The organism is Collinsella tanakaei, assembly GCF_016902615.1.
Taxonomy (GTDB): Bacteria; Actinomycetota; Coriobacteriia; order Coriobacteriales; family Coriobacteriaceae; genus Collinsella; species Collinsella tanakaei_A.
The window spans coordinates 20,270-33,315 of the sequence record NZ_JACJMB010000011.1; the positions used below are offsets into that span (position 1 = coordinate 20,270).

Annotated in this window: 8 protein-coding genes; 2 read left to right on the forward strand and 6 right to left on the reverse strand. The window is 67.9% G+C overall.

All coding sequences use genetic code 11. The features are described 5' to 3' along the window. Positions 1-7 precede the first annotated feature (7 nt). Both H6A21_RS05335 and H6A21_RS05340 read right to left on the reverse strand, forming a co-directional pair. Positions 8-4,063, reverse strand: coding sequence for an FtsX-like permease family protein (locus H6A21_RS05335; RefSeq protein WP_204561069.1), 4,056 nt, complete (start codon positions 4,061-4,063; stop codon positions 8-10). Positions 4,064-4,075: 12 nt separating this feature from the next. Beyond that, positions 4,076-4,777 (reverse strand): ABC transporter ATP-binding protein, encoded by a 702-nt coding sequence (locus tag H6A21_RS05340; RefSeq protein ID WP_204561071.1) that lies wholly within the window; start codon positions 4,775-4,777, stop codon positions 4,076-4,078. A gap of 174 nt (positions 4,778-4,951) precedes the next feature. Between H6A21_RS05340 and H6A21_RS05345 the strand changes: the two genes are divergently transcribed. After that, on the forward strand, positions 4,952-5,524 hold the full coding sequence (locus H6A21_RS05345; protein WP_204561073.1) for a TetR/AcrR family transcriptional regulator: 573 nt from the start codon (positions 4,952-4,954) through the stop codon (positions 5,522-5,524). A 39-nt stretch (positions 5,525-5,563) separates the two neighbouring features. On the opposite strand, the gene H6A21_RS05350 is transcribed toward H6A21_RS05345, so the two are convergent. From H6A21_RS05350 to H6A21_RS05360, 3 genes are all read right to left on the reverse strand, one after another. Next, positions 5,564-9,343, reverse strand: a complete 3,780-nt coding sequence (locus tag H6A21_RS05350; RefSeq protein ID WP_204561075.1) for a transglutaminaseTgpA domain-containing protein — start codon at positions 9,341-9,343, stop codon at positions 5,564-5,566. Positions 9,344-9,358: 15 nt separating this feature from the next. Further along, positions 9,359-10,333, reverse strand: coding sequence for an AAA family ATPase (locus H6A21_RS05355; RefSeq protein ID WP_204561077.1), 975 nt, complete (start codon positions 10,331-10,333; stop codon positions 9,359-9,361). Between the two features lie 116 nt (positions 10,334-10,449). Then, on the reverse strand, positions 10,450-10,827 hold the full coding sequence (locus H6A21_RS05360; protein WP_204561078.1) for a MerR family transcriptional regulator: 378 nt from the start codon (positions 10,825-10,827) through the stop codon (positions 10,450-10,452). A 136-nt stretch (positions 10,828-10,963) separates the two neighbouring features. On the opposite strand from H6A21_RS05360, the gene H6A21_RS05365 reads away from it, so the two are divergent. After that, the gene (locus H6A21_RS05365) at positions 10,964-12,313 is read left to right on the forward strand and encodes a M18 family aminopeptidase (protein ID WP_204561080.1); all 1,350 of its coding nucleotides are present in this window, start codon (positions 10,964-10,966) and stop codon (positions 12,311-12,313) included. Positions 12,314-12,434: 121 nt separating this feature from the next. On the opposite strand, the gene H6A21_RS05370 is transcribed toward H6A21_RS05365, so the two are convergent. After that, on the reverse strand, positions 12,435-12,689 hold the full coding sequence (locus H6A21_RS05370) for a hypothetical protein (protein WP_204561082.1): 255 nt from the start codon (positions 12,687-12,689) through the stop codon (positions 12,435-12,437). Positions 12,690-13,046: the final 357 nt, after the last annotated feature.

The following is a 13,046-nucleotide window of genomic DNA, read 5'->3' on the forward strand; positions in this document are numbered from 1 at the left end:
CTTGCCGCTACTCGACGCTCTTCAGCGCCTCGATCATGTCGATGCGGTTCAGGGTACGGTTCGTGATGAGGTTCACCACGAGCGCGAACACGAGCGGCAAGATGGCGGCGAGCAGGTAGCTCAGGGGCGTCACCACGGTCAGGAAGCTGATCTGCGGCATCTTGAGCACGTGCAGCAGCGCGTCGCCGAGCACGTAGCCGAACGGCAGGCCGCATACGATGCCGATGATCGTGAGGATGATGGTCTCCTTGTTCACGTAGTGGTGCACCTCGCGCGGCCGGAAGCCGAGCACCTTGATGGTCGCCAGCTCGCGTTCGCGTTCGGAGATGTTCGTCGTGGAGAGCGTGAACAGGACGGCGAAGGCAAGTGCGGCAGCCATGCCGAGCACGATGACGACGACGGCGTTGATGAGGGTGAACGACTGCGAGAAGTCGCCTGCGAGCTCGGAGGTGCTCGTGACGGAGAGGAAGCGCGCGTCGTCGGTCAGGCTGTCGGTCAGCGATGCCTCGGCGTCCGCGTTCCCGCTGCAGCGCACGAGCACGCCGTTGGGCTCGAAGGTGCCATCATCCAGCGCGCTCGCCTCGTCGCCGAAGGCGGCGCGGTAGGCGCTCTCGCTCATGTAGATGTAGTTGCCCAGATAGTTGCGGGCGACATGCGCAACCTCGACGGAGGCCTGCTCAAGCTGGGAATCCTGCACCTCGACGGTGTCGTGGGCGGTGAATCCGAGCACCTCCGAGGCGTTCTGCGTGATGACGGCGCCGCGCTCGGGAAGGTCGATGGGCTCGGCGGTGTCGAGGTCGGTCACGCTGATGAAGCGCGCCAGCTTGTCGGCGGTGCGGTAGTCGTCCGGGAAGATGATGAGCTGCACGCTCTCCTCGCCGTCTGAGTACTTGAGCGTCGCGGTGTCGATGTAGATGCGGACGAGCTCGTCGACGCGGTCGTCGTGGGAAAGCTCGAGCGCCGCGTCGTCATGGTCGCCGCTGTTCGTGACGGCCATGATGTCGTAGTGCGCGATGCGCTCGTACTGCTCGGGCACGAGTTCGGCCACGGAGTCCCTGATGGCGAAGCCGCAGACGATCAGGGCGGTGCAGCCCATGATGCCGGCGACCGTCATGAGGAAGCGGCGCTTGTAGCGGAAGAGGTTGCGCGCGGTGACCTTGTTCAGGAACGAGAGCCGGTGCCAGATGGCGGGGATGTGCTCGAGGAAGATGCGCGAGCCGGATTTGGGAGCCTTCGGGCGCATGAGCTCGGCGGGCGTCTGGCGCACCTCGGAGCGGCAGGCGAGATAGGCGGTGCCGCCGACGGCGACGACAAAGATGGCCGTGCCGCCGAAGCCGTAGACAGGGTCGAAGGCGAAGGCGTAGCCCGGCAGCAGGTACATGATGCCGAAGACGACGAAGATGAAGGCGGGCAGCGCGATGAAGCCGAGGATGAGGCCGGCGATGCCGCCGGTTAGGCAGGCGGCGAGCGCGTAGATGAGGTACTTCGCGTAGATCTCGCTGTTGCGGTAGCCGAGCGCCTTGTACGTGCCGATGAGACCGCGCTCCTCCTCGACGAGGCGCGTGATGGTCGTGAGCGAGACGAGCACGGCGACGACGAGGAACACGATGGGGAAGAGCGTGCCGATGGCCTCGATGGAGTCAGCGTCGCTTTCGACGGACGAGTAGCTGGAGAGCGACGAGCGGGTCTGGACGTACCAGGTGGCGGTGTCGATATCGTCGATTTCGGCCTGAGCGTCGGCGAGCTCGGCCTCGGCGTCCGCGAACTTCTCGTCAGCCTCGGCGCGGCCCTCCTCCCATTCGGCCAGACCGTCTTGGTAGTCGGCGAGTCCTTCTTCGTACTCGGTGCGGCCGTCTTCGAGCTCGGCCTGCGCCTCTTCGAGCTGCGCGCGGGCGCAGGCAAGCTGCGCGGCGGCGTCGTCAAGCTGGGCGCGCGCCGAGGCGAGCTGGGCGTTCAGCTGCGCATAGGCGGTGTCGCGGCCCGCGGCCATCTGTGCCTCGAGGGTCGCCTCGGCGCGTGCGCGCTCGTCGGCGATTGTCTGGTCGAGCGTGGCGAGCGCGGCGGCGTATTCTTGCTCCATGCGGGCGTCGAGCTGCGCCTGGGCATCGGCGCGCTGCTGCTCGATTTCGTCTTCGAGCGCATCGAGCGCGGCGGCGTGTTCCTGCTCGAGGCGCTCGTCGAGCTCGGCCTGCGCCTGCTCGCGCTGCTCGGCGATCTGCTCGTCAACCTGCGCGACCGCCTCGTCGTAGGCGGGGGCGAGCTGGTCTTCGATGGCGGCGAGCCCCTGCTCGCGCTGCTTTGCGATCTCGTCGTCCACGGTGTCGAACGCCTGCTCGATGGGGGCGAGGGCGGCGTCGATCGAGCCTGTGCGCTCGCCGAGTTCCGCCGCGCTGTCCCGAAGCGCATCGATGCCGCCCTGCGCATCGACGCCGTCGATGACCTGTTGGAGTTGCTGCGCCTGCGCGGTCAGCTCGGCGATGGCCTGCTCGTTTTCCGGGTCATCTGCATCGAGGGCGGCGAGCTGAGCCTCGATATCCTCGAGCTGGCGTGCGGCATCGGTATAGCTGTCGATGGTCTGATTCAGCGTGTCGAGTTCGCTTTGCAGATCGCCTCGGAGCTCCACGAGCTCGTCGTAGCCGGGTAGCTGTTGCGCTGCGAGCTCGGCGTCCGCCTTCTGCTTGATGGCTGCGTACTGCTCGTCGCGCGCAGCTTCGAGTTTCTCGTCGAGCTCGCCGGTCGCCTGCTGGCGCTGCTCGTCGATGCGGGCATCGACCTGGGCGATAGCGTCTGCGCGCGCCGCCTCGATCTGCTCGTCGAGCTCGGCCTGCGCCTGGTCGCGCGCGGCGCCGAACTGCTCCTCGAGCTGGGCCAGACCCTGGTCGTATCCATCGGCGATGGCGGCGTCGAGCTCTGCTTGGGCCTGGGTGCGGGCGACCTCGAACTGGCGGTCGAGCTCGACGACGCCCTGCGCGCGCCCGTCTGCGATCTGGCTGTCGATCTGCGCTTGACCCTCAGCGAGCGCCTCGGCAAGGGTCCGCTCGACCTCGGCGGCCCCCTCGGCGGCGCCGCGGTCGAACTCTGCGCGCCCGTCGGCAAGATCAGCCTCGCCTGAGGCGACCTCTGCCCAGCCGTCGTCGATCGTTGCCTGGCCGTCGATCAGCTCCTGTTTCGCGTCGGCGAGCTGCGCTGCGGCGTCGTCGAGCTCCGCGCGTCCGTCGGCAAGCTCCGCCTCGGCTTCGGCGCGCTCCCGCTCGTAGTCCGCGCGGGCGTCATCGAGCTCGCCTTGCGCATCCGCCTTGACGGTTGCGGTCCGGGCCATCTCGCGGTCGCTGCGGATCTCGTTTTCGATCTCGTCGGTCACGGCGGCGACGCGCTCGCCGTAGGCATCCGAATAGCAGGCGAGCTCGTCTGCGCCGGCTACGGTGAGGTAGGCGACGGTGTAGGTGTCGGTGGTGACGTCTTCGGGGCTCACGATGAACGTATAGTCCGAGGTGGAACTCGAGCGGAACGACAGCTCGGGGTTCGAGACGTCCATGGCGTCGACGACGATGCCGGCGATGGTGTAGGGGCGGCGCGCGAAGACGGCCTCATCCTCGTTGTCCGCCTCGGCGATCTCAACGGTGTCGCCGATGGTCAGGCCGCTCGCGTCGACGAACTTCTGCGTGACGGCGACCTCGCCTGCGCGCTCGGGCAGCCCGCCCTCCACGATATAGGGGATGTTCAGGTCCTCATCGCTCAAGGCCTTGACCTCGACGGTCGCCCGCGCCCCGTCCACATCCGTATAGGTCGATTCGCTCCAGCCGCCCTCGACGGTCTCGACGCCGTCCACGGAGGCGAGGGCCCGGAGGTCCCCCTCGTCGAGGCCCAGGGTCGAGAGCACTTGGATATCGAAGAGATGCTGCGTGTCGAAGAACTCGTCGGCAGCGTTGCGAAGATCTTGGCATGAGGCGCGCAGGCCGCAGAACATGGCGATGCCGAGCGCGCAGATCACGGCGATCGCGATGAAGCGCTTGAGGTTGCCGCGGACGGTGCGGGCTATGTCCTTCGCATGTGCCGACGCCATCGTGTCACCCGCCTACCACTCGATCTGGGCGATGGGGGTGGGATGGGGGTTCGTCGCCATGTCGATGACCTTTCCGCTCTTGAAGCGGATCAGGCGGTCTGCCATGGGGGCGAGCGCCGAGTTGTGGGTGATGATCACCACGGTGATGCCGTCATGGCGGCAGGTGTCCTGCAGAAGCTGGAGGATCTGCTTGCCCGTCTGGTAGTCGAGAGCGCCGGTGGGCTCGTCGCACAGCAGCAGCTTGGGGTTCTTCGCGAGCGCGCGGGCGATGGCCACGCGCTGCTGCTCGCCGCCGGAAAGCTGGGCGGGGAAGTTGTTCATGCGATCGCCCAGGCCGACTTTGGCAAGCGTGTCCGCGGCGTCGAGCGAGTTGGGGCAGATCTGCGCGGCGAGCTCGACATTTTCGAGTGCGGTCAGGTTGGGCACGAGGTTGTAGAACTGGAAGACGAAGCCCACGTCGGAGCGGCGGTATTCCACGAGCTCGGCAGATGTGGCACCCGAGATGTCACGGCCGTCGACGCGCACGGTGCCGGCGGTGGCGGAGTCCATGCCGCCGAGGATGTTGAGCGCGGTCGTCTTGCCTGCGCCCGAGGCGCCGAGGATGACGGCGAGCTCGCCGCGCTCCACCGTGAAGCTCGCGCCGTCCAGCGCGTGGATCTCGGCTTCTCCTTGGCCGTAAACCTTGAGGACATCGGTGAACTCTATATATGCCATGAGGCGAGCGCCCCCTCGATTACTCGACAGCGTGTTGTCTACCTTGCAGTATAGTGAAGCTGCCGGGCAGGTTGGAGGGCCACTCGACACATCGGCGGCGATTGTCGAGCGATCGCTGCCGAGGCGCCGGTGACCGTGCCTGCCGCGCCGCAGGCGGGAAGGTGGAATAAGACCATGAGAAAGCAGCCTCAGGTGACCGAGCAGACGCGGGCGAACCTCACGCAGGCCTTTTGGGAGCTCTATCGCGACCGGCCGATCGAGAAGATCACGGTGCGCGAGATCGCGGAGCGCGCCGGCTACAACCGTGCGACGTTCTACCTGTACTTCCGTGATGTCTACGACCTTTTCGACCAGCTTGAAAGCGAGATTCTGGAGCAGGTGCGCATGCTCGTGCAAAAGCGCCTGCTGCTCGACGACACGCTCGATTTCTCGCACCACATGGGGTTCATCGTGGAGCTCACCCAGCGCTTCAGCGCCTACATGCCACGTCTCATCGGTGGCGACCCGTCGTTCGGCGAGCACCTGAAGGAAATCATCGCGCCGCTGCTCGACCGCTTCATCATCCCCGAGCAGGGCCTGACGGAAGAGGAGCAGGACGTCCTGCGGGAGTTCTACCTGTCAGGGCTGCTCGGGGCGATCAATCGATGGATGGGTTCTTCAGGCGAGATGCCCATCGAGCGCTTGATCGAGCTTGTGGTCGCAGCGGTCCTGCCGGCGCAGGTGCCGCGCGGCGGTGCCGGTTGCTGAGGCAGGTTGCCGTGCGCGCGGTAGCTTGACCTGCTTTCATTATTGGTCGCGTCCGGGTCGCGTCCGGAACGGGGCGGCAAATGGCTCCAGCTGCGCGCGGAGTTCGTCTGCGGTGACGCGGGGTGCGCAGGCGCCGTAGCGCGCCTGGCAGACGAGGGCGGCGAGGCGCGTCGCGGCAGCTGCCGCGCGCGGGATTGTCTGCGCCATGGCGCGGGCGATGTCCTCCTCGGTGGCGCTGCGGTCCCATCTGGCTTTCTGGCGGCGAGCGAGGTCGAGCGCCTCTGCCCAGGCGCCCTCGATCGCGCGGGCCGGCGCCTGCCCGGCACGACTGACGGCGTAGAGGTGCCACGCGCGCCGAAGGGCGCGCAGGATGCGCGGGGCGAAGGCGAGAACCGCGATAACGAGGGCGACGCCGAGGTAGGGGGCCGCGTGCGCGAGCGTCTCGAGCGCGCGTTGCGCAAGGCTGCGCAGAACGGCGACGAGATCGGGCTGCGTGCTGCCAGATAGGCCGGCGCCCTGCCCATCGGTGGTGGCGTCATCGGTATCGGGTTCGCTCGTCTCAGTCGGCTGCTCGGTCTCCTCCGGTTCGCTCTGCTCGTCTTGCGCGGGGTCTTCAGGGGCGTCGGTGTCGTCGGGTGCGTCGGTGCCCTGTGCAGCGTTCGCCGACGCGGGCGTCATATCGATGGGAATCCAGCCGATGCCGTAGAGGTACACCTCGCACCAGGCGTGCAGATCCCGGTTCGTGACGACATAGCGCCCCTCGCCGTCCTGCGCGTTGCTTGCGCGGTAGCCCAGCGCGACACGCGTGGGGATGCCGAGTGCGCGTCCGAGCACCGCGAAGGCGGACGCGTAGTGCGCGCAGTATCCCTCGCCCGTGTCGAGGAATCGCGCGACGGCCTCGAGGTTGTCGCCCGCGTCCGCGACGTCGAGCGTGTAGGTGAAGCGGCTGTCGGAAAAATAGGTGATCAGCTGCTCGAGCTGGGCGATCTCTTGCGAGAGCTCCTCATTGCCGTAGGTTGTCGGCCCCCGGTCCACGCGCAGGTCCGCGGCGACATCGCTGATGCTCTCGGGCAGATTGCCGGGCAGCTCGAGATAGCGTCCATCGACCGACTCGCGCCCCGCTTCGATCAGCTCGTCGATGCTGCTGCCCAGCGCCTTCCAGTCTTCGGCGCCGGCGACGCCCTCGCGCGACCACAGGCGGCTCCAGAGCGCCAGCTCGAGGTCCTGCGCGAGCGCGCGCAGTCCCGAAGCGCTCGTGACGGGCTCGATGTAGGCGGCCTCCGCGGTGTAGGAAAGACCGCGATTCGTGGTGGTGTTCTCGCTGTAGACGGTGCCGGTATCGCTCCAGCGCCAGCCCTGCGATTGGCTGTCGTGCGGGACGGTCGTGCCGAATGCGCCGATGGGTACCGGCGCGAATCGCGATGCGAGGCCGTCGATCACGATGGTGGCGGCGATGTCGCGGATGCTGCCGACGGCCCGCATGCCGTCATCGCGGAACAGCGCGGTCAACAGGTCGTCGGCGGTGTCCGTGCCGGGCAGGGCGTGCGCTGCGGTATCGGCGTCGCTCGGGAAAAGAAGCGACAGCGCGCCCGCTGCACCGCCCGTGGGCGCCCCGTCGAGTGCCCAGGTGGTTCCGTCAAGGTCGCTCAAGGTGGCGAGCTCGAGATAGAGCGGCCGGTTCAAGCCGGTTCGGTAGGCGAGGGCGACGGTCTCGCCGCTGCGCGTAAGGTCGTGCCGCAGGTCCACGATGGGGCTCACGGTGTTGCCGGCGAGCACGTTCGACTGCACGTCAAGGCGGAGGGGGAGACCCTGGGCGGCGCGCGTGGCGGCGGGCGCGAGCGCGCAGGCGGCAAGGGCGAGTGCCAAAGAGACCGCGCAGGCGAGGGGGTGCCATGCGCTGAGGGCGCGGGGCACGGAGCGCGGGGCCTGCGGCCCGGCATCATCTTCATGCGCAGGCGTGACGGCGCCCCGCACCTGCCCGAGAACGAGCAGGGAGAGGCCGCAGCAGAGGATGATGACGATCTCGGCCGTGCTGTTCGCGGCTCCCATGAACGCAACGCGGGAGGCTGCCAGGCCAAGCGGCAGGGCGGCTATACACGGACGCAGCCTGCGCGTGCCGCAGAGCAGCTGCACCGCCACCGCTGCGGGCAGTATGGCGAGCGTGAGTGCGGCGTCGGAGACAGGGTTCACCGAGACCGGCACCCATTGGCCGAAATACAGCTCGTGCAGGCCGCGTGCGACGACAGGCGAGATCCAGGAGAGGCCGCCCGCCGTGCCGTCGATATCGAGGGCAGAGAGGTCGGACGCGGCGTCGAAGACGTCGATGCCGGATGCGGTGGCGATCGTCTGGGCCGCACCGGCGATCGAGGCGGCGGCGACGATGACGAGTGCGAGGATGTTGACGAGCTCGCGCGCCGGGCGATGGCGGATACGGGGGACGCCTTCTGCAAGCGTGGCGACGAGGGCGACGGCAGTCAGGGCGATGCCGGCGAAGCGCGACCAGAAGGCCGGCTCGATCATCGTGGTCAGCAGCTGGAGGGAGAGAAGCATGGCGACGCCGCAGCAGACGGCGTTGGCGACGGCGACCGGAAACGGGGTGTTGGACCTCTTCCGGTCGTCGCGCCGCCTGGTGCCGGGCGCAGGGACCTGTGGAAACGCCCCCTGTCCCTCCCCGTCAATACCGGGTGCCGGCGCGATCGTTCCGGCATCGCGGGGAATGACGACGGTCAGGCGCGTCCCGAGAAGCCTTTCTAGATGCTGTGCGAGGGCCGCATCCGCGCGCTCGGCGACGAGGACGACCGGGCGCCGATTGCGTGCATCGAGGCCCTGGGCCGCCAGACGAGCGATGGCGCGGGCGCGCCGTTCCGCTTCGGTGCCGATGGTCGCAGCGCCTGCATCGTCCGCGTCGAGGGCGGCGCAGAAGCGCTCGATGCGCTGCACGCCCGTCGCGCGGTCCACGCCGTCGGTCAGGGAGATGTCGCTGCGCGCGCCCGCCTGTCGGGCGAGGGTCAAACAGGCACCGAGCGCCTCGGCTGCCAGGACATCGGCGTCTGTCACCTCGAGGGTATCGACGGCGACGAGGGGCACGATCGGGTGCGCGCGGTCCGGATCGTATGACATGAGCTGGCCATGGTGGGCGCTTTGGCGCCACGCGACGGTGCGCAGCGAGTCGCCTTTCTCGTAGGGCCGCACGAGGGAGGCCGTCCGCGCGGTGTCATCGGTGGCGGCATACGGGGCTGCCCGTCGCGTGAGCGCGCCCAGCGCGGGATGCGCCTGCGCGGGCGGGGTCGGGGCGATCCAGCGTTCTTGGTGCGACGGCTCGGTTACACGTGCCAACCAGAAGCCGAAGGGATCAATAAACGTCACGCGGCAGCCGCTCGCCCGATAGAGGCCACGCGCTGCCGGAGCGCCTCCCGCGAAGGTCCCCTTGATGCGTCCGCGCTGGTCGATGCGGGCCCAGGTCGCCGTGCGGGCAACCGGGCGCGCTGCCGCAAGGTGCAGCACACGGATGGCGGCGCGCTGCACCTCGTGGCGGTCGGATGTTCCTTCGCGCGTTTTCGTCCGCTGCTGCGCAAGGGCGAGCAGGATGCTCGCGAGGCCGCAGGCAAGCGCGAGCGCGCAGGCGAGTGCGGCGGCAACGAGTTCCGTGGAGAACAGCCCGGCTCCGGCGACGAGGAGCGCTCCGGCGAGCAGGAGGGCGATGATGCCGCCGGCAGTCGGGCGCAGGAAGGGACGGCCCCTGCCGTCGAGCCCGCGCGTGAGCTGCCGGACACGCCGGCGCACGCGCTCATGTGAGGCTGTTCGCTTCCCGGTTGCCATAGTGGCCTCGATACATCAGCGCCTGCGTGGCGCGGGCACGTCGGCCAAGATGTGTTCGAGCAGCTCGGCCTGATGGGACGGGGCGGCAGAGGTGGCCTGCGGGTCGGTGAAGACGATGCGGTGGGTGAGCACGGTGGGCGCCATGGCGCGGATGTCGCCGGGAAAGACCGCTTTCTGACCGCGGGCGAGTGCGCGCACGCGGCTCATGGCGAGCAGCGCCAAGCCGGCGCGCGGTGATGCCCCGAGGCGCGTGAGCGGGCTGGTACGCGTCGCGTCCAGCAGCGCGACGGCATAGGAGGCCACGGCCGGCGCGACGTGGACGTTCGCGGCGGCTCCGGCGAGGGCGCGCAGCTCGTCGGTCGTGCAGACGGGGGCAAGACCGGAGGCGGGATCGCGGCCGCTCGGCGCCATGAGCATGCGCGCCTCGGCCTCGGCATCGGGATAGCCCAGGCTCACACGGCACATGAAGCGGTCGAGCTGGGCCTCGGGCAGCGGGTAGGTGCCCTCCATCTCGATGGGGTTCTGCGTGGCGATGACCATGAACGGGCGCGGCAGCCGATAGGTCTTGCCGTCGACGGTCACGTGCCCTTCCCCCATGGCCTCGAGCAGGGCAGCCTGCGTCTTGGGGTTCGCACGGTTGATCTCGTCGGCGAGGACGACCTGCGCGAACAGCGGACCGGGGTGGAACGTGAAGCTTTTGGCGGACTGGTCGAAGACCGTGACACCCGTGAGATCGGAGGGCAGCATGTCCGGCGTGAACTGGATGCGGCTCGCACGGGCGCGCACGGCGCCCGCCAACGCGCGGGCGAGGGTGGTCTTGCCGATGCCCGGAACGTCCTCGAGCAGCAGATGGCCGCCTGCCGCGATGGTCATAACGGCGAGCTCGATGGCGCCGCGCCGGCAGCTGAGAGCACCGTCGAGGGCATCGACGAGTGCGTGGAGCAGGCGCTGCGCCTCGGCGGGGCGCAGGGGGCTGATGGATTCGGGCATGATGCCGGTCTCCTTTCGGGGAGCGGACGGAACCGCGTGAGTATACTCTCTCAAACTAAAGTATAACGTGGCAATGTGGGGAAAGGACGCCGTGTGCTCGAGTGGGGGACAGCCGTCTATTTCTGCATCGTGCGCTCCGCCTCGACGATAAGGTCGTCGTAATGGGCGATCTTGTAGTCGAGCCGATCGAGTCCCTCCTGCATGGCGGCGATTCGCTCGCGCACGATCTCGCGTTGCTCGACGAGGATATCCTTGCGCGCCTCGAGCGTCGCGTCGCCCTGTGCGAACAGCGCCATGTACTCCACGAGCGCCTCGATGGAGACGTGGGCCGAGCGCATGCACTTGATGAACCGGATGCGCGCCAGATCGGTTTCGTCGTAGTCGCGGACGCCGCGCTCGTTGCGCCGGACGTGGGGGAGAAGCCCCATGCGCTCGTAATAGCGCAGCGTGTCCGTGGATATCCCGGTGCGTTTCGATACCTCGGCGATCCTCATGGCTCCTCCTTCGCATGGCGTCATCTCGCACAGCCTACCCCCTGGAGTGCCCTTCAAGTCAAGAGCGGGCGCGCGGCGTCCGCAGGGGCCTATACTGTGGTGCCGATACCGACCGATGGGAAAGGATGGCAGCACGATGGCACCAGAAGATATCGATGGGCGGGAGGCGTCTGCGGACGAGGCGCGCGGGCTCGTGTCGTTTATCGAGGAGAGTCCGAGCATGTTCCACACGGCAGCGGCGATTCGCGCGCGGCTCGATGCGGCGGGCTTCACCTATCTGCCCGAGGGCGAGGCGTGGCACATGGCGCCGGGCGATCGGTGCTACACGGTGCGCAACGGATCGAGTGTCGTCGCCTGGCGTATCGGTGACAAGGTCGAGTCCGCGCACTACCATTTCCAGCTCGCGGCAGCGCATGGTGACTCGCCGACGTTCAAGCTGAAGGCGAACCCCGAGCTCGAGGGGCCGGATGGCTGCACGCGCCTCAATGTGGAGGCGTACGGCGGCATGATCGATTACACGTGGTTCGACCGTCCGCTGTCGCTCGCGGGCCGTGTGATGGTGCGCACACAGCGCGGCGTCGAGAGCCGCTTGGTTTCGCTCGACGAGGACGTGGCCATCATCCCGAGTCTTGCCATCCATATGAATCGCGAGGTAAACAAAGGTTTTGCTCCCAATCGGGCGCACGATCTGTGCCCGCTCATATCGGCGGGTGCGCGCGGGCGCGGGGCGGTCGATGCGCTGGTCGCCGCGGCACTTGGCGTCGATTCGGACGCCATCGTGGCGCGCGACCTGTTCCTCGTGTCCCGCGTTCCGGGGCGGGTGTGGGGCGCCGATGACGAGTTTATCTCGGCGCCGCGCCTCGACGATCTCATGTGCGCGTATGCGGCCCTGCGGGCGTTTGTCACCTCGTCCAACGAGCACGACATCAGCGTGTTCGCCTGCTTCGACAACGAGGAGGTCGGGTCCGAGACCAAGCAGGGTGCCGCCTCGACGCTGCTTTCCGACGCGCTCGCGCGCATCAACGGGGCGCTGGGCGCCGGCGCGGAGAATCTTCGTCGCGCATTGGCCTCGTCGATGCTCGTGAGCTGCGACAACGCGCATGCGCGCCATCCGAATCGACCTGAGATGGCCGACGGCGAGAACGCTCCGCGCATAAACGGCGGCCTTGTTATCAAGGAGGCGGCAAACCAGCACTACTGCACCGACGCGTTCAGCCGCGCAGTGCTCGCCTCGGTGCTCGACGATGCCCGCGTCCCCTATCAGACGTTTGCGAACCGCAGCGACATGGCGGGCGGCTCGACGCTCGGCAACATCTCGAATACGCAGGTGAGCCTCCATGCGGTGGACGTGGGGTGCGCACAGCTAGCCATGCACTCGAGCTTCGAGACCGCCGGCGCCCATGACGTTGCGAACGCCATCGACGCGCTGCGGGCGTTTTTCTGCGCGGACCTCAAGATTCGCGAGGCGGACGCTGCGACCTGGTAGATGTCAGGGCCCGCTGCGACGCGAGGTCCGCTGGCTGGAACATGCCGGATATGTCATCCCAGGTTTTTCCGTGCGGGGCGCCTGCGCCTTCGGCCGCGGAAGCCCGATGGTCGGCGTCTTCCTAGCATCCGATCGCGTAGCCGGTTTTCGTGTCGAGCTTGCAGCGCCGTGCGCACTTCGCGCACTCCACTTCGAGAAGGGAGGGATTGTCGGGCAGCGTTCCGATGACGTTGAAGTCGCTGCTGGCGCAATAGGGGCACCTGAAGCACTCGGAGGCGGGCCGGTGCTCTTTTCCGGAAAACATGAGACCTACCGAGATCTCGCTGAGCTGATCGTCATCGAGAGGGGCTGAGATGTCTTTCTGAATCAGTGTCATGGCGTACCCCTCTGCTTGGACGGTCTGGATGTGGGCGTGCCGAAGCGGATTGCATCCGGCCCCCTTGGATGCTGATAGGTTGTCCCAGTGTACGGGGGCTTGTGCGTGGGGACAAACGACACGCGCATTCATGTCGATTTCCCCTCATTCATTCCCCGAGTGCCGTTCACCTGCGATGACAGGCCGTCTGCGGGTCCGGACGCGCGCGGTGCTGCCGGCTGTGGGGGCGCGGGCGTCCTGAACGGGCGCAGCGGGTCCTTTCGGCGCTGTCTGTCCCGGGCGGAGGGGCAGGGGTGATACGCATGGCAGGGTGGAAGTGATGCGCCCTCGGGTCCAACGGGCCCGGGGGCGCATGCT